Source organism: Nostoc sp. C052 (assembly GCF_013393905.1).
Lineage (GTDB): Bacteria > Cyanobacteriota > Cyanobacteriia > Cyanobacteriales > Nostocaceae > Nostoc.
This window is the reverse complement of record NZ_CP040272.1, coordinates 4690735-4711881: the sequence shown is the minus strand read 5'-3', so window position 1 is coordinate 4711881 and position 21147 is coordinate 4690735. Positions and strand designations below refer to the sequence as shown.

The 21147-nt window shown below is 43.4% G+C and carries 17 protein-coding genes and 1 tRNA gene; 10 read left to right on the top strand and 8 right to left on the bottom strand.

Annotated elements, in window-relative coordinates; genetic code table 11:
* Positions 1-265: 265 nt before the first annotated feature.
* Entirely contained in the window at positions 266-2878 is a 2613-nt protein-coding gene (locus FD723_RS19450) for a M1 family metallopeptidase (protein WP_179066800.1), read from the bottom strand.
* A 550-nt stretch (positions 2879-3428) separates the two neighbouring features.
* On the opposite strand from FD723_RS19450, the gene FD723_RS19445 reads away from it, so the two are divergent.
* The 4 genes from FD723_RS19445 to FD723_RS19430 all read left to right on the top strand — a co-directional run bounded on the left by FD723_RS19445 (position 3429) and on the right by FD723_RS19430 (position 7777).
* Positions 3429-5108, top strand: a complete 1680-nt coding sequence (locus FD723_RS19445) for a DUF3352 domain-containing protein (protein WP_179066799.1) — start codon at positions 3429-3431, stop codon at positions 5106-5108.
* Positions 5109-5301: 193 nt separating this feature from the next.
* Positions 5302-6225, top strand: coding sequence for a class I SAM-dependent methyltransferase (locus tag FD723_RS19440; RefSeq protein ID WP_179066798.1), 924 nt, complete (start codon positions 5302-5304; stop codon positions 6223-6225).
* Positions 6218-7186, top strand: a complete 969-nt coding sequence (locus FD723_RS19435; RefSeq protein ID WP_179066797.1) for a PrsW family intramembrane metalloprotease — start codon at positions 6218-6220, stop codon at positions 7184-7186. Before FD723_RS19440 ends, FD723_RS19435 begins: the two co-directional genes overlap by 8 nt.
* Before the next feature lie 33 nt (positions 7187-7219).
* Positions 7220-7777 carry a Uma2 family endonuclease gene (locus FD723_RS19430; protein ID WP_179066796.1) on the top strand — a complete coding sequence of 186 codons (558 nt, stop codon included), beginning with the start codon at positions 7220-7222 and terminating at the stop codon, positions 7775-7777.
* A 63-nt stretch (positions 7778-7840) separates the two neighbouring features.
* Here FD723_RS19430 and FD723_RS19425 read toward each other — a convergent pair whose 3' ends face one another.
* From FD723_RS19425 to psbD, 7 genes are all read right to left on the bottom strand, one after another.
* Entirely contained in the window at positions 7841-8713 is an 873-nt protein-coding gene (locus tag FD723_RS19425; RefSeq protein ID WP_179066795.1) for a 6-carboxytetrahydropterin synthase, read from the bottom strand.
* Positions 8714-8953: 240 nt separating this feature from the next.
* A complete protein-coding gene (locus tag FD723_RS19420; RefSeq protein ID WP_179066794.1) occupies positions 8954-9655 on the bottom strand; it encodes a J domain-containing protein in 702 nt (233 codons plus the stop codon).
* Positions 9656-9670: 15 nt separating this feature from the next.
* Positions 9671-10633: a cysteine synthase A gene (gene cysK / locus FD723_RS19415; protein WP_179066793.1), complete on the bottom strand. Its 963-nt coding sequence runs from the start codon at positions 10631-10633 to the stop codon at positions 9671-9673.
* A 215-nt stretch (positions 10634-10848) separates the two neighbouring features.
* The gene (locus tag FD723_RS19410) at positions 10849-11286 is read right to left on the bottom strand and encodes an Rrf2 family transcriptional regulator (protein ID WP_179066792.1); all 438 of its coding nucleotides are present in this window, start codon (positions 11284-11286) and stop codon (positions 10849-10851) included.
* A 400-nt stretch (positions 11287-11686) separates the two neighbouring features.
* Positions 11687-13393, bottom strand: a complete 1707-nt coding sequence (locus FD723_RS19405) for an iron uptake porin (protein WP_179066791.1) — start codon at positions 13391-13393, stop codon at positions 11687-11689.
* A gap of 678 nt (positions 13394-14071) precedes the next feature.
* Positions 14072-14353, bottom strand: coding sequence for a 4a-hydroxytetrahydrobiopterin dehydratase (locus FD723_RS19400; RefSeq protein WP_179066790.1), 282 nt, complete (start codon positions 14351-14353; stop codon positions 14072-14074).
* An 805-nt stretch (positions 14354-15158) separates the two neighbouring features.
* Positions 15159-16214: a photosystem II D2 protein (photosystem q(a) protein) gene (psbD, locus tag FD723_RS19395; protein WP_179066789.1), complete on the bottom strand. Its 1056-nt coding sequence runs from the start codon at positions 16212-16214 to the stop codon at positions 15159-15161.
* A 354-nt stretch (positions 16215-16568) separates the two neighbouring features.
* Between psbD and FD723_RS19390 the strand changes: the two genes are divergently transcribed.
* The 6 genes from FD723_RS19390 (at position 16569) to FD723_RS19365 (ending at position 21146) form a co-directional block, all read left to right on the top strand.
* Positions 16569-16841 carry a hypothetical protein gene (locus FD723_RS19390; RefSeq protein ID WP_012410874.1) on the top strand — a complete coding sequence of 91 codons (273 nt, stop codon included), beginning with the start codon at positions 16569-16571 and terminating at the stop codon, positions 16839-16841.
* Positions 16842-16854: 13 nt separating this feature from the next.
* Positions 16855-17532 (top strand): ABC transporter ATP-binding protein, encoded by a 678-nt coding sequence (locus FD723_RS19385; protein WP_179066788.1) that lies wholly within the window; start codon positions 16855-16857, stop codon positions 17530-17532.
* Positions 17533-17855: 323 nt separating this feature from the next.
* Positions 17856-18404 carry an NYN domain-containing protein gene (locus FD723_RS19380; protein ID WP_179066787.1) on the top strand — a complete coding sequence of 183 codons (549 nt, stop codon included), beginning with the start codon at positions 17856-17858 and terminating at the stop codon, positions 18402-18404.
* A gap of 136 nt (positions 18405-18540) precedes the next feature.
* Positions 18541-18612: transfer RNA gene (locus FD723_RS19375), tRNA-Asn, on the top strand.
* Positions 18613-18622: 10 nt separating this feature from the next.
* Entirely contained in the window at positions 18623-19798 is a 1176-nt protein-coding gene (locus tag FD723_RS19370; protein ID WP_256874866.1) for an aminotransferase class V-fold PLP-dependent enzyme, read from the top strand.
* 274 nt (positions 19799-20072) lie between these two features.
* Positions 20073-21146: an AAA family ATPase gene (locus FD723_RS19365; RefSeq protein ID WP_179066786.1), complete on the top strand. Its 1074-nt coding sequence runs from the start codon at positions 20073-20075 to the stop codon at positions 21144-21146.
* Position 21147 lies beyond the last annotated feature (1 nt).

Sequence of the window (21147 nt, the reverse complement as noted above, 5' to 3'; positions counted from 1 at the left end):
ATAAATATAGATATTTGCTTATGTATGCAAATTGAAGGAAGAGATGAGAACTCAGTAACCACTTACAACATAAAGATCCCCGACTTCTTACAGAAGTCGGGGATCTTTGTATTATGTTTATTTATACCCTGCGATTTAAGTGGAAAATACAATATTTAGTGTGTCCACAATAAAAATTACAGCGTTAAGTAAAAATTTAGTAATTGGTAGTGGTTTCGCCGCAATTACCAATTACCAATTAGCTAATTTTAATTATCACGTAGTGCTATTTAGATTTGGCCTCCAAGTTTTCTAAACGGCTTCTTAATTCCTGGTTTTGTTGTTTGAGTTGGTCGAAATCTTCACGCAATTGACGCAGGGTTTTTTCTGAACCAATGTTCTTTTGCACTTTGGAAATTTCTTCTTCAGCAGAGCGACGTACACGCCCATCGGCTGTTTGTTCAGCTAGCGATCGCAAAATCCCCACGGCTTTGGGTGTTTCCATTTGTCCTAAGGCTGCGGCTACGGCTATTTGGGTTAAAAAGAAGGTTTCTTTAGCGAGTTCTGTTAATTTTTCTAAAATCCGTTCCAAATTAGCCGGACTTTGACCTACAGAAATCTTTCCCAAAGCGCGAATTGTCGCTAAACGTAGGGGTTGTGGTACACCGAGTTTGGTGTATTCGATGAGCAGATTTAAAGCTGCTTCTGAGGTTGTGAATTCAGCTAAACCAGCAACAGCTCCACTCCGCACAACTTCATTCCAACCTGCTTTTTCTTCTAAAACTGATTTCAGCAGCTTTAATACCTTGTCTTCCTTGGGTTTGTCTTCCAAGTTTGCTGATGCGATCGCCCCAATCACACGAGAAGCAGCAGCTTCCACGTAATAGCTAGGATCGCCCTTTTGCAAGATTCCTCTCAAAAGTTTATAGCTTTCAGCAGTTTTGATTTGATTAAGTGCTTCTACTACAGCTCGTCGCACGTAAGCATTTTTATCTTTTAACCCAGTCACTAAGGCATCAAAAGCTTGATCTAAATTGATTTTGGCTAGTTGCTTCGCCACTTCCACACGCACACCCCACAATGGGTCATTTTTGAGCGACTTAGACAGTGCAATGATTGCTTCCAAGCCGCCTTTTTTCGCTAAAGCTGTTGCTGCATAAATACGCGAAATTGGGTCGGGATCAAATTCTAACTGTGCTTTTAACTCCGCAATTGGATATTCTAAAGCTACTGTTTTTAGATAATTATTTCCAACATCAAAGCTGATAAATTGGGGCTTATTTTCTAGGGGAAAGTAGAAGCTTTGTTCGCGTTCATTCACGCGCACAGTAAAAGTAGTTAGTGCTGAAAATGAAGTGTTGGCTTTGGTAGATGAATCTTGCTGTACATAGCCAAAACCGATAGGTATTTTTAAATCAAACAAATCCTTACTGCCATTTTTACCTTCAGCAGCTTGGGTTTGAGTCACTGTTATTTTGGCCAAATTGGCATCCCCATCCCAAGAGTAAGCTACTTTAAAATCGGGATGACCACCACGATAAACGTATTGGTCAAAGAGGAACAAAAGATTACGTCCCGTAGCTTTTTCAATCGCTCTGAGCAAGTCTATTGTCTCTACGGTTTTGTGGGCATTATCTCGGACAAATGTTTGAATTGCCTGCCAAAATAATTCATCTCCCAATTGGGCCCGAATCATGTGATAAACACAAGACCCTTTTTCGTAGATGTGGCGATCGTAAAGTTCAATAGCTTCTCGGTAAACGTGCGTTACCATTGGCCGGCGATAACGGCTGCTATCTTCACTTAAGTAACGACGAGCTTCCAATAAACGATAGTAAGCTGCTTCTGGGAGACTATATTCCTGTTCTGTCCACATCACCTCAGAGTAAGAAGCCATCCCTTCTTTAATCCAAGCATGAGACCAATGCTTAATCACCACCAAATCACCAAACCACTGGTGCGCGAGTTCGTGGACTACTAAAGCTTCGGTGTTACGGTTATCTAGGGCAGCACGTTCATCCAGCAAACATCTATCTGTTAACAGGGTTGTGGAAGTGTTTTCCATACCGCCAAAGATGAAGTCATCGACGCAAACTTGGGCGTATTTCGGAAAAGGGTAGGGATAACCATACTTTTGACTCAAAAATTCGATCATTCGGGGAGTTTTTTCCATGCTGCGTTTAGCATCTTCCTCCCGTCCTTTTTCTACGTAGTAGGTGACTGGTTTACCCTTCCACTCATCGCGAATTTCAGCAAAATCACCTACGGCTAAAGTCATTAAGTAGGTAGGATGAACTTGTTGCTGTGACCAATGATAGATTTTGTAATCACCATCTTCTGTGGTGTCAATTAATTCGCCGTTGGAAATTGCCACGAGAGGGTTGGGAACACGGACGCGAATTTCCGAAGTAGATAGTTGTCCTGGATAGTCAAAACAGGGGAACCAAAAGCGAGAGTCTTCGTCTTCTCCCTGAGTCCAAACTTGAGTAGGCTTGTTTGGGTAGTGCTTGTCTGGTTGGATAAAGTAAATACCGCGTTGCGGTTTTACCACGGAGTAAGCGATCGCAATCAGCAAGCGTTTACCAACCTGGGTTGCCTCAGAAAGTTGAATGGAAAGCTGTTCCCCGTCATAGTCAAAATTTTGTGGCACTTCGTCCACCTGCACAGACTCAATATTCAGGTTGACAGCATCCAAAGTTAAACGATCAATGCCATTACGGATTGGTAAGAGGCGAATGCTACAACTGCCCTGATAGCTTTGGTTAGGAATATCCAAACTGAGATCGAGAAAAATATGCTCTACTTGTCCGGGGCGATCGGGGTTGTAGTGTGGTCTTGCTCCCGGTAACTCAAAAGGTTTGTGTCCGTTATTATCTGTATCAAAATAAGACTTCGACATTGATCCTTACTGACCTTGTAATCCTGAAAAGTCTGGCTTGGTTGGATGTTGTTAAGCTAAATAGCGGTATCTGTATTTCCCAAATTAATAGGGCATTATGGAGGTGAAAATTCACCTTGGGGATTGGGGGGCTGAAATGACTCTCACCCGAACTTCCGAAGATCGGCTAGCGATCCTGGGAATTTTTCCATATCCCTACCGCATTTATTTTTCCTGATGTTCTGCACTTTTTGGTCATTGAGTCAAGAGTCTCTTGCACCTCGATAAATTCTCATTAAGTACAAATACTCCTAATTATTCTTATAACTTAGGATAGCTTGCTGTTACTAATCAGGCTATTTTGTTTGAGAGGAACAGCATATCATTTGCGGATTTGCTCATCATCTCTTGGAATTATTTTTGAGAGTAATTCTTAGACTGCTAACTTATAGGACTACTAATTTTATCAGTAAATACCGATCAATGAGCGGAAAATATTAATAAATCCGAAAACTCTACAATGACACTTGTATAAATCTCGGTGACAATCTGAGCAAAAGAGGATAACAAAATGCCTGAAAGTAAATCAAAATTTCTCATTCCTGCTGTTGGTGCTGCTGTAGTTGTAGTAGGAAGTATAGTAGCTTACATGTATTTTAAAGGCGGCCCATCTGGAGGTAGTTCAGATGCTCTAGGCAGTGCTAAGGTAGTACCTTCAACAGCATTGATGGCAACTTATATTACTACTGACCCTGAAGCTTGGGCAAAATTACAGCAGTTTGGCACTCCAGAAGCACAAAAATTAGTGGCGAAAGGTCTGGAAGATTTTAATAAGCAAATGTTCAGTGATAGTAACGTTTCTTATGAAAAAGACATCAAGCCTTGGGCTGGTGGTGTGATGATTGCTGTACTGCCACCAAATCCTGTAAAACCGGCACAGTTAAATGTGCCCTCTGGCGCACCTAATGTACCAGCAAATTTACAGCAGGAAGCAAATATCCTGATAGTAGTGGGAATCAAAGACAAACTCAGCGCGTTGAATTTTGCTAACAAATTGAAGTCACAAAAAGGGGTGAAATTACAAGAATCTGACTATCAAGGTCAAAAAATTGTCGAAACTACCCAAAATGGCAAGCCGACATATAGCGTAGTTTTAAATAATAGTCAGCTGGTATTAGCCCCCGAAAAGCAAGCTGTAGAAAAAGCAATTGATACGTTTAAAGGACAGTCTTCTTTCGCGAGTAAAGAAGGTGCTAGCAGCATTCTGAAAGGAGTGGATGTTAAAAACAGCCTTGCCCAAATTTATGTACCAGACTATGCCGGAATGGTACAGCAATTAGTCGCTGCAAATCCGCAGGCAAAGCAATTACCTCCGCAAACCTTGACGCAACTAAAGCAGATCAAATCTGTGGTAGCGGGTATTGGTGTTGATGATGCGGGAGTGCGGGTAAAAGCGATCGCTAATTTAGATCCGCAACTAAATAAATTTCAGTATCAATCAAGTCCTGGGAATATAGTCGGGCAATTTCCGACTAATACCTTTGCTCTGATTAGCGGTAATGGCATCAGCCGTAGCTGGGAAACGCTAGTAGAACAATCAAAAGATTATCCAGAAATGAAGCAAGCTCTGGAACAAGCGCGAGGACAACTGAAACTCGTGAATATTGACCTGGATAAGGATGTTTTTGGCTGGATGAATGGGGAATTCGCCCTTGGTGCGATTCCATCAAATCAAGGAGTATTAGCGAGTGTTGGTTTTGGCGGTGCTTTAGTATTTGATACTAGCGATCGCAAAACTGCCGAAGCCACCTTGACAAAATTGGATACCCTTGCGAAAACCCAACGAATCAACGTCGCTAATAGAAATATTGGTGGTAAAGACGTAACTGAATGGCAAATCCCCCAGCAAGGAGCTTTATTGGCACATGGTTGGCTAGACCAAGATACTGTATTTGTAGCTCTTGGTGGCCCAATTGCTGACGCAATTAGCGATCGTAAAAATCCATCCCTTGATACTAGCGACGCCTTCAAAGCCGTTACTGGTTCTTTGCAAAAGCCCAACGGTGGCTATTTCTACCTGGATATGGATAAAACTAAAACGGTTCCCCTGTTCAATAGTTTTGTATCATCTAACGCCGATACCGTCACCATCCTGAGTTCTATTCGTGGCCTTGGTTTTACCGCCAATAGCCCTGATAAATCTACCAGTCAATTAGAGATGTTGTTAGCTCTCAAGCCTACGGCAAAATAGGGCATTGAGCAATTCAATTTTGGATTTTAGATTTGAGATTTTGGATTAAATTTCAATCTAAAATCCAAAATCTCAAATCTAAAATTCTTGCTCCCCCATTCCCTATTCCCCATAATGTTTTTCAATTTGCATCTAGACTGGCCTCCAGCAACTATGTCATAAGTAGAAAAGGCTCTTAAATGCAAACTGATTTATGACTGCTGCTGTAAACACTAATCCTGGTTTAGCTTCCCGCTTGGTGAATGGCATACTGGCAATCCAGCCTTTAGCTAACCTAGCCAAGCATCAAGCTAGACAAATGATGATTAAACGTGCCGAAAGAATTGGTGTGCCTTGGACGCAAGAAGTCAAAACACTACAGGCGCTTGATTGGAAGGAAGATTTAGCTCAAGTAGAAAATCCTCAGCTTTCCTACCCCGATTATTATGTCACCTCATTTCATGCCTACGAAACCGGAAATCTCAGTTGGCAAGCTGCTTTTGAGGTAGAACCTGCTGCTTACGCTGTCCACGCGAAGATTTGGCAGGATGCTGAAGAAGCCCAAGGCGATCCGATGCTGCGCCAGAGTTACCACAATATCCTGAAAAGTCAAATCCCCAATGAGCCGCAAGACATCTTAGATGTCGGGTGTAGTGTTGGCTTGAGTAGTTTTGCCCTACAAGCAGTTTATCCCTATGCCAAAATTACAGGCTTGGATTTATCTCCTTACTTCTTAGCCGTTGCCAATTACCGTGCCCAACAACGTCAAGCTAATATTAACTGGCTTCACGCCCAAGCTGAATCTACAGGGCTACCTGATGCCTCTTTTGATTTAGTTTCCATTTTCTTAATGTGCCACGAATTACCCCAAGCGCCAACCCGACAGATTTTAGCTGAAATGCGGCGCGTGCTGCGTCCAGGTGGCTACTTGGCAATTATGGATATGAATCCCAAATCTGAAGTTTACAAAAAAATGCCAGCCTACATTTTGACTTTGCTCAAAAGTACTGAACCGTATTTAGATGAATACTTCGCTTTGGACATTGAGCAAGCTATTGTTGAGGCGGGTTTCCAAACTCCTACTATCACCAACAACACCCACCGTCACCGTACAGTGATTGCTCAGGTGAGTGGTTGATTTATCTCTACTGTTGTGGGCAGTAATACCACCCTTGCTGCTGCTAGGCTACTACTACTGTCGGGTGCCATTTGCCCCACCTCTGTTAAAGTTACTGATGTTCTTTATCATCGGGGCAATGTCTGGGATCTTAGCCCTTAGCCTCGAATGGGTTTTTGAAACTGTAGCGAACTATTTTGTAGACTGGCAACAGCTCAAACGTTGGCTTCCTGGTATAGCCTTGCGGCAGCTTGTGGAAGTAGGCACAATTGAAGAAGGCTGCAAGTTAGCTGCCGTTTTTATCCCAACCTACTATCTGCAACGCAAATATCGATTACTTCACTCGACGGTTTTCCTCTTCACCATCGCCGTTGCCCTTGGATTTACTGCCGAAGAGAACTGGATTTACCTTTTCCACGATACCGCATCAATTCTTGACCGGACTATTGGTACGCCAGTCCACGCTATGTTCTCTGCACCTTGGGGATATGCTTTAGGGATTTATATTTCCTCCCACACTCGATTAAATCGAGACAAGAAGTTTATTTTTAGGGCTTGGCTAAATTCTGTAATCTGCCATGCCCTAGTTAATGTCTTATCTAGTTCTTGGCGTTACTCACTACCCCTACGTTTCCTGAGTTATGGTTTATTTCCCTTTCTGTTGTGGATGTTTTGGCGACTAGAACAATTACTGCAAAAAGTGCAAGGTAAACCTGTAATTACCCTAATTTCAGACTGTACAATTCAGCGCCGTTACTGGCAGAGAAGTTTAGTACTGTTTGCCCTCGTACTGGGTGGAAATGCTATTTTTGGTCTGTTTCTCTTAGCCAGGACTGTTAGCCCTTTGAGTCCGTCAAAGCTTTTTGACAGTGATATTTTGTGGTTTATATTTAGTCGCTTTTTGCTAAATCTCTTTTTTGGAGTTTTAGCGTGGGGCATTTATCGCTATTTGCGACATTCCGCCCGCCGTCGGTATTTTTAAAAGTATGATTTAAGAAAATGCTAGGGGGTTTCTATGCAAACAACTCCAGTGCGTTGGACAACTGCTGACTTAGAGCTATTTGCTAGCGATCGCAGAAATCGCTATGAGATTATTGATGGAGAACTATTTGTGACTAAATCACCTAGCTGGGATCATCAATCTAGTTGTGGCAATATTGTTACAGTTCTTAACAATTGGTCAGATGAAACTGGTTTAGGTAAAGCTGCGATCGCACCTGGAATTATTTTCTCAGATTCGGACAATGTGATCCCTGATGTGGTGTGGGCAAGTCATGAACGCTTAAAAAACTTGCTAGATGAAGCTGGCCACCTGACGGGCGCACCAGAGTTAGTTGTAGAAGTTCTGTCACCTGGTGAAAAAAACGAGAAACGTGATAGGGAAACAAAGCTGAAGCTTTACTCGGTGCAAGGAGTTCAAGAATATTGGATTTGCGATTCTGTACAGAAGAAAGTTGAGGTTTATCGACGTGAACAGGCTGTATTAAAGTTAGCAGCTACTTTATTTAGTCAAGATGAATTGACAAGTCCTTTGTTACCTGGTTTTAACTGCTTAGTTAGTAAACTTTTTTAGCTGGGCATTGGGCATTGGGCATGGGGATAAATTCCCGATGTCCTATGCCTAATTTTCAATTAGCTAAACTCGCGCTAGTGTTGGCTGATTCACGGCTGGGCTAACTGACTCTGATTCTGACTCCGTGCAGTAGATTTCGCAGGAGTTATTGGGACTTTCAATCAGTTTTACTTTGTAAAGTTTAGCTCCCAATTCCTCAATAGGCGATCGCAGTAAATTACTAATGTAAAGTGCGATATTCTCGGCAGTGGGGACAACTTCGGCAAAATAAGGAATGTCTTTGTTTAAAAAAGTGTGATCGAATGGCTCTACCACATAATCTTCCACCGCTTGATTCAGGGCACCTAAATCAATAATCATGCCAGTACGTGGGTCAATTTTCCCTTTGACAGTCACTTCTAGATGATAGTTGTGTCCGTGACCGTGGGGACGAGCGCACTTACCATAAATCTCAGTGTTTTCTTCGTTACTGAGATTAGGATGAGCTAGCCGATGGGCGGCGCTAAAGTGAGTACTGATGGTGAGGTAAGCTTCCATTGCGTTTCCCATATAATCTGCCCAAAGTTCAGGATGTTCAAATAACTGCACACGGACTAGAGGCAAGTGTGGTGCTAGTCGTTGCCAGATAATCCGTGCAATATTCTCAGTAGTGGGCAGAGTTTGTTGAAATTCTGCCCACGCATCGTTGAGATAAGAGAAGTCCAATTGATTGGTAACTTCCTGTTTAATTACGTGTTTCACATCAGACAAGTTCAGCACCATACCATATTCATCCAATTCCCCAGCTAGGGAGATGAACAAGACATAGTTATGTCCGTGTCCCGGAAATCTAGAGCCAGCACCAAATTTCTCAATATTCTCGGCTTCACTCAGTTCTGGCAACCAATAGCGATGACTTGCGGAAAACTGGGCGCGGCGATTAACAATACATGGCATGAGTACACTATGAGCAGAATTTAAAATTTCTTAACCTTTTTCTGTCTCCAGCATAAACTAATTTCTTAGTCATTAGTCATTGGTAATTGGTCATCCAGCGAAATTGAACCCATGCCCCTCAAGATTGCTGAGTGGGGAATCTCGCTTCTTTACTCAGCACTGGCTCAACCCTAGCTATCCGCTAACGGAACTTGGAACTGTTTTGCCAATGCCTAATGCCCCATGACCAATGCCCCATAATTATGTAACAGACGCTTGTGCTTCACAGTGTAATCCCGTAGCTATGCGGAATAGTTCTTGACCTGTGTGTAAATAACGCTCATCGTAATTCAAAGGAAAGTAACCTAATTCATCGAGTCCATCTGCTACTTGATTGAGGCTGTAGTAAAGATGAGCCGCCGTTCTTGCTAAACTAGGCGGATTCGGCAAAGAGCGAAAAGTAATTTGTGCCTGCTTGAGGTCATCTCGACAGGCTTGTAAGTATTCCTGAAATTCATCTAACAACTCATCATCAAAGGGATCAGCCGCTAATTGATCCATTTGTTCTTCTAAGGAATAGAGAATGTTACAAAGTAAGCGATTAACTGGTTGGTAAACTTGGCGCAGCCATACTTCAACTTGCTCATCAACATCCCGTCCAGTTTTTCGTATTGTCTGGTAATGTTTTTGCGCTGATGCTGTACGCTGTTGGCGATCGCTATTTAATTTTTGAGGCTCATCTTGCAGTTCTTGGTCATAATTGCGGCGATTTTGGTTATCGCCTAAGACCTCATAAGCTGCATTGATGCGGATAATTTCCTCGCGATCAGCTGTATCCTGATTACTGTCAGGATGAAATAACTTAACCAAGCGGCGATAAGCTTGTTTAATCTCCGCAAGGCTTGCACTTGGACTAACTTTGAGAGTTTCGTAATGGTTAGAAACGTGCTTATAATTGACCATTAATTCAATGTAGCGTTAACTAACGCTAGCGGCTAACCTTGCATCCAGGTCTTGGAACAAAGGTGTACTTAAATACCTCTCACCAAAACTGGGCTGAATCATCACAATTAAACGCCCTTTATTTTCTTGACGTTGGCCAAGACGAATTGCTGCACATAAGGCGGCTCCACTGGAAATACCAGATAGTAGCCCTTCTTCTTTTGCCAAACGCCGACTGTAGGCGATCGCTTCTTCATCGGTGACGGTAATCACTTCATCAATCAATTTTATCTTTAACACTTGAGGAATAAACCCAGCGCCAATCCCCTGAATTTTGTGGGGCCCAGGTCGTCCCCCAGATAAAACTGGGCTATTGGCTGGTTCAACTGCGATCGCTTTAGAACTAGGCTTGCGTGCTTTAATTACTTCTGCAACACCACTGATCGTACCACCTGTACCCACTCCCGCCACGATTATATCTACCTGTCCATCAGTATCTTCCCAGATTTCCTCTGCGGTTGTTTCCTGATGTACTTTTGCATTGGCTGGATTGCGGAACTGCTGCAACATATAAGTATTTGGCGTAGTATTAACTATTTGTTGCGCCCTCTGAATTGCGCCACTCATGCCTTCCATTCCTGGCGTTAGTTCTAATTCTGCTCCATAAGCCCGCAACATTGCTCGTCGTTCCGCACTCATCGTTTCTGGCATAGTCAAAATTAATCGATAACCCTTAGCTGCTGCTGCCATTGCTAGGGCAATTCCTGTGTTTCCAGAGGTGGGTTCTACCAATACTGTCTTCCCAGGAGTAATTAGTCCATCTTCCTCTGCGGCATTAATCATACTCACCCCAATCCGGTCTTTGACTGATGCCGAGGGGTTCATACTTTCCAACTTCACCACAATTTCCGCAACACATCCTTCTGTTTGGGGAATGCGGTTCAACTGCACTAGAGGTGTACGGCCAACCAGTTCTGTAATGTTACGAGCTATTCGCATAATTGAGTCCTTAGTTATTAGTTATTAAGTAAGTGGGTATTAATAATGAAAGTTTGTAATCAGCGGCTACAGCCCATTTTCAGGGGAAAAGCCGCTTACTGCGAGCTAATTTAATTATATTTACATTGCGTAACATAGTTTGATTTATTCCTACCCACTTACTTTGTTATTAGTCATTAGTAATTAGTCATTAACAAATGACCAATGACCAATGACTAAATGTAGTACATGATATCCAACTGCCGCCGCGAATCTCGTTTTTCACAAAGATCCTGGAGCGTATATTTTTGCAACACTGAATTTGCCGCGCGACTTGCTTCTTGCCAAATTTCTTCTATAACTGAACTGTCTAGCGTTTTGGGACTAAGATTTTCTTGACCAGTGCCCGCCTCCAAGCCTTCTAAACACTCTAAAATCTCAAAAACAATGATTTTCCGTGGTTCTCGCGTTAACAGATAGCCACCTTTTGATCCGCGCTGACTCTTGACTATACCGCCACGCCTCAAGGTTGCTAGTAGCTGTTCTAGATAGCGATCGGGTATGTTTTGTTGTGCTGCAATTTGTCGAATTTGCAGTGGTTCGCCGCTTTCGTAATGAGCGGCCATTTCTAATAGAGCGAGAATTGCGTATTCCGATTTACAAGATAGTTCCACAAGCAGCAATAAGTTAGGGGTTAGGAATTAACAGCTAAGAGTTAGGAGTCATTAGTTAGGATATTAGAGTACTTAGAGTACTCTAAGTAAAAAAATGCTCAATTGTCATTGCGAATGGAGCGCAGCGGAATAAAGCAATCGCAAGGGTTAGGATTACAACTCTTGGAGACGCTGTACATAGCAAGATCCCCTCACCGTAGCGGTACGCTTTGCTTGCAAGGGCATTACAATGGCCACCCTACTCTGGTCTATTCATATAAAACCCGTCATAACTCCTAACTTTTTCTAGTATACTCCGGTTAACTACTGGGGATTATCCATTGCTGCTATTGAAAATAAAAATCCCCGCCTCATGGCGGGGAGAAATAGATTTAAAAATTGTTAGTGGATAGTCAACACTCTAGAAGGTAAAAGTTGTTCTAAGTGTACCGATAATTGCATCGTCGTTAGCGCTGCTTTGACCAGGAGAGGTCAACCAGATTACACCAGGGGTGATTGAGATGTTATCTGATACACGATACTTGTAGAAGCCTTCAAAGTGATATGGTACATTGTTACCAGTCAAACCTGCTACTGGTCGGTTAAAGGAATAGGGTTCTGCACCAGCAAAAATACCTAGAACGTTACCCTTTTTACCGAAATCAGGTAAGGCTACTCCAAGACCATAGCTCCAAGCGTTAAAATCATCATTTGCACCGAAGCCAGTGACCTCGTGGTAAGAAACGAAGCCACTAACTGATAGCTTGTCACTGGGTCTAAAGGCAGCCTCTACACCGTAGGAATTGCTGGAACCTGCACCTAGTAAAGTGTTAGCTTGATTAGTACCTACTGTTGGTCCAATTCCGTTTCCGTTTACCGAAGTTGAGTTGAACAACGAACCACCGCCGGCATTATACCCGTGGACGTAAGTAGCAGCTAAAGCCACGCGATCGCCAACACTAAAGTTCAACTGTCCTAAAGCAGCATAACTCCCGTTCGTCAGACCTTGATTAAGACCAGGATCATTAGCATTCGATGCTAAGTAACCCGCAGTGATTGAGCTATTTCCCAGAATGCCGCCACCTTTACCAAGGGGTACATTCAGCGCTATACCTGCACCACCACCAATCCGATAGATGGGACTTTCAGAAGCAAAGGTAGATAAAGCGCCGTTACCACCGTCAGTGTTGTCGAAAAAGTAAGGATTGTTGACAGCAGCGTAATGGCTATGCTGTCCACCACTTGCTGCAATGTAAACGTTGGCTGGTCCAATGGGAACTTCATAAGTCAAGCGGTCTATACGGACACTGTTGTTACCAGCGCCATTACCAACTTGAAATGTTTGTGTGCCTTCAGCACCGGTGTTATTCGCTAGTGCAAAAGCTTGTGCATTACCGGCTGCTAGACGGGTATGTAAAACGTCTCTACCAGTAAAGCTGGTTTGCAAGTCTAAACGTACCCGATCTTGAAAGACAGTATTATTATTGTTACCATTGGTACCGCCGAATGCATCAGTAACACCAAAAATGGCTTCGCCGACTAGTTTTGTGGTAGTGGAGAACTGATTAGCTTCTAATTCAGCAGTCCGCGCTTCTAGGGAATCTACGCGACCGCGTAGAGTTGCCAATTCTGCGGAAAATTCTTCTTGTAACCGCTGCAAGGTAGCTAAGTCTTGCTTAGTCACCAAGTCAGCTGTAGCTGTAGCAATTAATTCGTTAACCCGATCCAAACAGGCATTTAAACCAGCGGCAAATTCATAACGGGTTAAAGCACGATTCCCGCGATAGGTAGCATTTGGATAACCTGCAATACAACCATAGCGCTCAACCAACGACTGTAATGCTTGGAATGCCCAGTCGGTAGGCTGTACGTCAGAAAATTGCGAAACTGATGTTACTTGAGACTGAGAGTTATTTTGGTTGCCTTCGTTACTGTAGCGGTTAACTTGATCTATCGTTGTTTGAGCCAACATTTCTGGCTGTTGGGCAACTTCAGATACACCTAGTTGTTTAGCTGGTGATACTTGAGTGGTTGTGCTTGGAGCCGCCATTGCTGTTGTCGAAACTAACAATGTTGCTCCCAAAACTGCTGGGCTAACCACTAAGGATTTCCACAAGAGATTAGACATCTTTACTTTACTCCTCACACCTTGTTTGATAATTGGTTTCGTCGCACCTAATTCTCAAAAATACGACATCTCATTGAAACCTGTGGATGAGGCATCGTTGCCACTACTACAATTTTAGTTTTTGCAAAGCTAATAAACGATTAACTTGGGGTTAAAAACTTATGTGATTAACTTATGCAAAAACATATCTTTATATCATAACATTATAAAACATCTGATCTAGATGGCAAGATTGGAGCGATCGCCTTAATAACTGTCACACCTACCGATCTAAATATCTAAGCTGGGAGTAGCGTTTAGGGCATTAGCTCCTACTTGGCTAAATTACTGAAAGCTTTAGACACTGAGCAGCTTCTCATTAAAAATCACTACTTCTACTTAGCCTTAGCATAAAGCTCACCTCAGTTAGAAGACAGTGCCTTGGCTATACAACCATAGGTAAAGCCTTCTCACCGAAATAGTGCCTCGGCTTAGAGTAAAAAAAGTAAGGGACTGACAAATAAAAAAAATATCCAATTATCCAATTAATCCTTGTGGGAGTGGGTGTCTCGCCTGCACTATGGACTGGGCGGGCAAGATGCCCACCCCACAATATTGGATAATTTATTTTTTAGAGTTCCCTAATAATCGCACTGGCTCAAACCTAGCTATGTGCTAACAGTACTCAGCACTCCTGAATTAGTTGATTTGGGAAATCGCCTGCGCTACATCAAAGTCTGGCTGCGTCAACCCACCTGCATCATGTGTTGTGAGTATAATCTTCACTTTGTTGTAGGAAATCTCTATATCTGGATGATGCCCGGCTGACTCAGCTGGCTCTACTAGTTTATTGACAAACTCAATTGCTTCAATAAAATCTTTGAATGTGCGGGTAATCAGCAATTTGGAGTCTTCAACAGTCCAATCTGCCAAAACCTTAGCTTGTTCTTGAATTTCCGCTTCGGTGAGTAGTTGTGCCATATCAAAAAATTCCTGATATATATATTTGTTACATTTTGCATTTGAGAAAGGCAAACTTCTTTTATTCTGCACCCAAATAGATTAGGACATCATAATTATGTGTGTATATTTAAATCAGACTTCGTAGATAGACGCTATTACTCAAATCCGATTCAGTCCCCAAAGTTTGATGTAAGATATTCGTCTTTAAAAAAAACTTAAATTTGTTGGCTTTACCTGCACTTTTCTACGGAGGCTGCACCAACAATAAAGCTTAGTGACTACCACAGGCATATCAATCTAAAGTTTTCAAAAGCAACCAATAAAAGTCACCCATAAAAAACTATCCGCCCTGATTTAGATCGGATGGTCTAAGTCAGAGCGGTCTAGCGGGTCTTCAGGTTGCAACCAGACTGCCGGAAGGAACTCCGAGCTTGCCTAGCTACTTGAGCTAACTTAGTATCTCAAAGATGACTAAGGCTAACTTTTAGAGAACAGCCCCGGCACACAGCCGGCTAACTGCAACCTGATGACCCATGCATTTACTACTTTCTATCATGGGCATCACCTCCTTATTGCCTAAGCGGTCTTAGTTTTCAAAGGGCAGAGTATTTACTCTGGGTTTATAACCTTCACCTAACATAACACATAAATTTAGAGATATTAACCATATACAGAAAAAATCTCCCACCTTTTGGTGAGAGATAACTAGAGAATGGTGAATATTGACACTTTCTTGGTTTATTACAAGGAGATTATTTAATCTTGGTGGTGTCAATTTTTATCCATCACAATCCTAATTCAGAACATAGCCGGATTTTAATTCTTAGAGAGCGTTACCGCGAGGTAGAACTTCCTCAGGGAATACAAATTGTTCGTGGGGTTGATCTTGAGGAGCCATCCAAGCGCGGATACCCTCGTTCAGCAAAATGTTTTTGGTATAGAAGGTTTCAAACTCCGGGTCTTCCGCCGCCCGTAATTCTTGGGAAACGAAATCATAAGCCCGCAGGTTGAGTGCTAAACCGACGATGCCGACGGCACTCATCCACAAGCCTGTGACTGGCACGAACAACATAAAGAAGTGCAACCAGCGCTTGTTAGAGAAAGCAATACCGAAAATCTGTGACCAGAAACGGTTTGCTGTCACCATTGAGTAGGTTTCTTCTGATTGGGTGGGATTGAAGGCGCGGAAGGTGTTAGCACCATCGCCGTCTTCAAACAAGGTATTTTCCACTGTGGCACCATGAATGGCGCACAATAGCGCACCACCCAATACACCCGCAACTCCCATCATGTGGAAGGGGTTAAGTGTCCAGTTATGGAAGCCTTGCAGGAATAGCAGGAACCGGAAAATTGCTGCCACGCCAAAGCTGGGTGCGAAGAACCAGCTTGATTGTCCCAAGGGGTACATCAGGAATACACTGACGAATACCGCGATGGGAGCGGAGAAGGCGAGGGCGTTGTAAGGACGGATACCTACTAGACGTGCAATTTCAAATTGCCGCAACATGAAGCCAATCAAACCGAAGGCTCCGTGCAGGGCCACGAATGGCCACAAGCCACCCAATTGAAACCAACGGGTGAGGTTGCCTTGGGCTTCTGGCCCCCACAACAGCAATAGGGAATGTCCCATGCTGTCGGCGGGGGTGGATACTGCCACTGTCAGAAAGTTCGCTCCTTCTAGGTAGGAGGAGGCTAATCCGTGGGTGTACCAAGAGGTGACGAAGGTGGTGCCGGTCAGCCAACCGCCTAGTGCTAGGAAGGCGCAGGGGAATAATAATATCCCTGACCAACCTACGAATACGAAGCGATCGCGCTTGAGCCAGTCGTCAAGAACGTCAAACCACCCTCTACTGGGGGCACGTCCAACTGCGATGGTCATTAGAGCAAATCTCCAAATGTTTATAAGTACAGGCTGTATCTGTATTATAGATGGCTATACAAAAGCCCTCTATAAGTAGAAAGTTAACCGGGTTGTTAACCAAGTTTACAATTTTTTACATACCTTTAATCATATTAGGTGTAAATCGCTAATTTTTCTAGGGGTTTTGTAATAAAAATTAATTTTTGATTCAGACGAGGCAGATAAAGTAGGGCAGCAAGAGGGGAAAGAGGTAATTTGAATTCTCTCCCTTGCTCCCTGCACCCTGCCCCCCTGCCTCTTCCAACCCCCATTTCCCTAGAATCACTCAGCTGACGCTAAAATGAGTCCACAGTTAAATTTGATTATTGCTAAATGTTTACCATCGATTTAAGCATCAGAAACACTGCTTTCCCTATTTCGGTACAACGTAAGTCAGCAGAGGATGCTGAGGCTGTCTATCAGCTAATTTTGGCAGCAATCCGTTCTGGGAACCCTGACATTGTGGAACTCAAGTGCGAGGGCAAGACAGAGAAAAAAATTGCTGTCCGCGCTAGTGAAATTTCTGGGGTGCAGATTGTTCAGAAAGATGGTACAACCCCTGGTGGTGGCAGACCACCTGGCTTTTTTGCTGTAGCTGCTGAGTAACTAAGGTTGACAAATGTCTCAAGTTGGCATTGAGGTCAAGGATTTAAATTTCAGTTGGCCTAATGGAGAGAAAGTGATCAAATCTTGCTCTTTAGAAGTACCCAAGGGTGAGTTTTGGATGCTCTTGGGTACAAATGGCAGCGGAAAATCAACGTTACTGAGACTGCTGGCGGGGTTATTAGCTCCTGAATCTGGCGAAATTCGGGTTTTGCACCCCGTTGGTTTTGTCTTCCAAAATCCAGATCATCAACTGGTGATGCCAACGGTTGGTGCTGATGTGGCTTTTGGATTGGTGGAAGAAAAGTTGCCACCTGCTGCTACTAGAGCCAGGGTTGAGGAGGCGCTGGGGGCGGTGAATTTGCTTACCTTGCAACGACGCCCTATTTATGCGCTCTCTGGGGGACAGAAACAGCGAGTCGCGATCGCCGGTGCGATCGCCCGTCGCTGTGAAGTTCTATTATTAGATGAACCCACTGCCTTGCTAGATCCAGATAGTCAGTTAGATTTAGTTGCTGGTGTCCGCCGCCTTGTCAAAAGTCGAGGTATTACAGCCCTGTGGGTGACACATCGATTAGACGAGTTAAATTACTGTGACGGCGCTTTTTTGCTAGAAAAAGGCTCTCTGGTAGATAGAGGTGAACCCCAACGCCTCAAACAACGTCTAATGGAGGTAGACAGCGAAGCCTCCTAACTAAGTGCTGAGTGCTGAGTGCTGAGTGCTGAGTGCTGAGTGCTGAGTGATGAGTAATGAGTGCTGAGTAAATAGGTAAAATTCATTGCGCTGGCTCAAGCCTCGCTACTCCTTAACTGGACTCCTGAATACTACTAAAAAAGAACTTTAACGCGCCTTTTAAACAAAGGCGCGTTTTAAGTTGGTGCGTCTATCTTAGGCTTGAGTTTTGTGAGGCTGTCGTATTTTTTATTCTATGTAGCATAGTGTTACACACAATTGATCAATTATTATAAAACTTATGAATGAATTTTGTTAACTCTAGAAAATTGTGATTAAAAACCATGCCCCGTTCCTTACTCCAAGCCGTTTTGTTAGTGGACGGCTACAATATCATAGGTGCTTGGCCTTGCCTTAAAAAAACGCGTGATAGCGTTGGATTAGAGGCCGCACGGGGCGAACTTGTGGAAGCGATGACTGGTTATAGTGCGTTTCAAGGTTACACAACTCAGATAGTTTTTGATGCCCAATATCAAAACAACTCTAGTAATAAAGAAATTATTACTGAGCTTTTATCTGTTTATTACACTGATTTCGGGCAAACAGCAGATACTTATATTGAAAAGTCCTGTGCTTCTTTTCGGCAGCAAATAGCTCAATCTTTAATTTCTCGTGTGATTGTTGCTACATCAGATCGGGCACAACAGCTGATGATTCAAGGGTATGGGGCTGAATGGTTGTCAGCACAACAACTTTGTGGGGAAGTGGAAGCCACTGTTTGCCGGATGCGACAAAAGTATCACACACGGAAACAATCTAAGAGTAGGTTTTTAGCTAATGCCATTGATGCTAAGGCGCGGCAACGTCTGGCTGAATTACGAATGGGACTATAGTATTTAAAAGTCTCTGCTTAAGTTCCTGAATGGGTTTTGGCTGCAAAATTTCTATAAATTAAGTATCTAAAAAAAATATTATCGAAAGTACTTGCCAAATTCTATTTTTAGCCCTAAGATTATAAATCGTGAGTGATCCTCAGTAGCTCAGTGGTAGAGCGATCGACTGTTAATCGATTGGTCGCTGGTTCGAATCCAGCCTGGGGAGTTTATCAATTTTGGATTTTAGATTATCCATCAGAGGTTTATGGTCACTTGACTCGGCTGTGACGTTTCTGAATCATGGGTCTTTTGGTGCTTGTCCTAAACAAGTGCTTGAGTTTCAACAACGTTTGCGATCGCAGATCGAACATGAACCTTTGCGCTTTTTTGGTAGGGAATGGGAACCTCTGCTAGATGATGCCAGAAGTAAGTTGGCGGCGTTTGTAGGTGCTGATGTGCAGGATTTGGTATTTGTCCCCAATGCCACGACTGGCGTTAATTCGGTGTTAAGGTCGCTGACATTTTCACCAGAGGACGAAATACTTACAACTAACCACGAATATAATGCTTGCCGCAATGCACTTGATTTTATTGCCAGTCGTACTGGTGCGCGGGTGGTGGTGGCAAAAGTTCCTTTCCCCATTGACTCGCCACAGCAAGTAATCGCAGCAGTAATTGAGCGAGTTTCACCAAAAACACGATTAGCACTTTTGGATCATGTTACCAGCCAGACAGGGCTAATTTTCCCGATTCAAGAGTTGGCGAAGGAGTTGCAACAACGGGGTGTAGATACATTGATAGATGGGGCACATGCGCCTGGGATGGTTTGTCTCGATTTGCGGGAGATTGGGGCAACTTATTACACGGGGAATTGTCATAAATGGCTGTGTGCGCCCAAAGGGGCAGCATTTTTGTATGTGCGGCGAGATAAACAGTCAGAAATTCGTCCTCTGACAATTAGCCACGGCACAAATTCGCCACGCACTGATAAAAGCCGCTTTCAGTTGGAATTTGACTGGACAGGTACAGACGATCCTACAGCTTATATGTCTGTACCGGAAGCGATCGCTTTTATGGGTTCGTTGCTACCTGGTGGATGGACAGAATTGAGACAGCAAAATCATCAGTTAGTGTTGCAGGGAAGACGGCTACTTTGTGAAGCGCTGGAGGTGCAGCCGCTTTGTCCAGAGGAGATGATTGGTTCAATGGCGGTTGTGCCAATGCCTGCGACTTTGGAAAACTGCGATTTCATGTCTATACATGATGAGTTGTTTGATAAGTTTAGTATTCAAGTGCAGGTGATGCCGTGGCAGGAAAAACCTCGGCTGTTGGTAAGGATTTCGGCGCAGATTTACAATACTTTAGAGCAGTATGAGTATTTGGCAAAGGTATTAAAGGGATTGTGCTGTTAATCTAGTTTAGGAAATTGGCGATCGCATCAATGCTTTGTTCTGCACTATTAGCAGTCAACATTGGGCCATTTGCCAAATAGATATTTTCTCAGATACTACGTTTAAGGCAAGAGACGCGGTGAATCGGCTAAGGCAAAAGACGCGATAAATCGCCGTCTCTACAAATTGGTACGGTGATTTATTGCGTCTTTGCGATCTGCAAAGAAATTATGGGGCTAGTGGTATTCTTTTAGGTGATTGCACTTAAATTGCTGAAACTAGGATAACGCTTTACATGACTTCTGGAGCGCTGCCTGCCAATCCTTTTGTGGCTGCGGGGATGATTGAAGATCCCAGGCTGTTTGTTGGTCGTAAAGATGAATTACACGCGATCGCATCTCGGATGAAGGGCGATCAGCCTACAAGTATTAATATAGTTGGCGAGAAGCACATTGGTAAATCTTCGTTGCTGCATTATTTTGTTCTGACTTGGCAGCAGCGAGTATTAAACAACAGCAGTAATTATGTGGTAATTTACCTACCGTTACGCGGTGTAGATTGCCAAACTGAAACGGGTTTCTATGAGGCTGTAGCTGAAGGTTTGCTGAGTCAGGTTCAGGGATGGCAACAACGCAGTCTGCAAAATTGTTGGAAGAGTAAACCGCTTAATCGGCAAGCATTTTCAGATGCGGTTAAGCAATGGAAACAGCAAGGAAAGCTACCCGTTCTCTGTTTGGATGATTTTGAAAGCCTTTTGAAATATCCCGATAAATTCGATAATGGATTTTATGACAATTTGCGATCGCTGATGGATAGCAACGCCTTGATGCTAGTGGTGGCTTCGCGTAAACAACTGGATGTTTATGCTAATGAGCATCGATTTGTCTCTAGTTTTTTCAATATTGGTCACACTATTTCTTTGAAAGAACTAACTACAGATGAGGCTATTGAACTGTCGCGCTTACCAAGTGGCTCTACAATTGGTGCCGCTTTGAGTGTAGACGAACAGAATCATGCCCAGCAATGGGGTAGTCGTCATCCTTATAAGTTGCAATTGGCTGGTTACTATTTGTGGGAAGCACGTCAACAAGGCAAGGCTATCAAGTGGGCGAAACAGGAGTTTGATCAACAGCTTGCAAATCCTAACGAACCAAATGGAAAGTGGTGGCAATTATGGCTGCGGTGGTTAGTTTGGGATTTACCAGTACGCCTGGGTAGAATAGCCAAGTTTATTGGTGGGGCTGTTGATGATGTGAGCAACTGGATTATCGGGATGGTAATTCTGCTTTTGCTCGTTTTGGTTTTGGTGGGTGTGCTGCACTGGAATGAAGTTTGGGATTTTGTGCGCGACAAGTTGGGGATAAAATAGC

Excerpts from the sequence above, each read along its gene's own strand:
- FD723_RS19450 (WP_179066800.1), bottom strand. The coding sequence starts at position 2,878 with ATGTCGAAGTCTTATTTTGATACAGATAATAACGGACACAAACCTTTT.
- FD723_RS19445 (WP_179066799.1), top strand. The coding sequence starts at position 3,429 with ATGCCTGAAAGTAAATCAAAATTTCTCATTCCTGCTGTTGGTGCTGCT.
- FD723_RS19440 (WP_179066798.1), top strand. The coding sequence starts at position 5,302 with ATGACTGCTGCTGTAAACACTAATCCTGGTTTAGCTTCCCGCTTGGTG.
- FD723_RS19430 (WP_179066796.1), top strand. The coding sequence starts at position 7,220 with ATGCAAACAACTCCAGTGCGTTGGACAACTGCTGACTTAGAGCTATTT.
- FD723_RS19425 (WP_179066795.1), bottom strand. The coding sequence starts at position 8,713 with ATGCCATGTATTGTTAATCGCCGCGCCCAGTTTTCCGCAAGTCATCGC.
- FD723_RS19420 (WP_179066794.1), bottom strand. The coding sequence starts at position 9,655 with ATGGTCAATTATAAGCACGTTTCTAACCATTACGAAACTCTCAAAGTT.
- cysK (WP_179066793.1), bottom strand. The coding sequence starts at position 10,633 with ATGCGAATAGCTCGTAACATTACAGAACTGGTTGGCCGTACACCTCTA.
- FD723_RS19405 (WP_179066791.1), bottom strand. The coding sequence starts at position 13,393 with ATGTCTAATCTCTTGTGGAAATCCTTAGTGGTTAGCCCAGCAGTTTTG.
- FD723_RS19400 (WP_179066790.1), bottom strand. The coding sequence starts at position 14,353 with ATGGCACAACTACTCACCGAAGCGGAAATTCAAGAACAAGCTAAGGTT.
- psbD (WP_179066789.1), bottom strand. The coding sequence starts at position 16,214 with ATGACCATCGCAGTTGGACGTGCCCCCAGTAGAGGGTGGTTTGACGTT.
- FD723_RS19390 (WP_012410874.1), top strand. The coding sequence starts at position 16,569 with ATGTTTACCATCGATTTAAGCATCAGAAACACTGCTTTCCCTATTTCG.
- FD723_RS19385 (WP_179066788.1), top strand. The coding sequence starts at position 16,855 with ATGTCTCAAGTTGGCATTGAGGTCAAGGATTTAAATTTCAGTTGGCCT.
- FD723_RS19380 (WP_179066787.1), top strand. The coding sequence starts at position 17,856 with ATGCCCCGTTCCTTACTCCAAGCCGTTTTGTTAGTGGACGGCTACAAT.
- FD723_RS19365 (WP_179066786.1), top strand. The coding sequence starts at position 20,073 with ATGACTTCTGGAGCGCTGCCTGCCAATCCTTTTGTGGCTGCGGGGATG.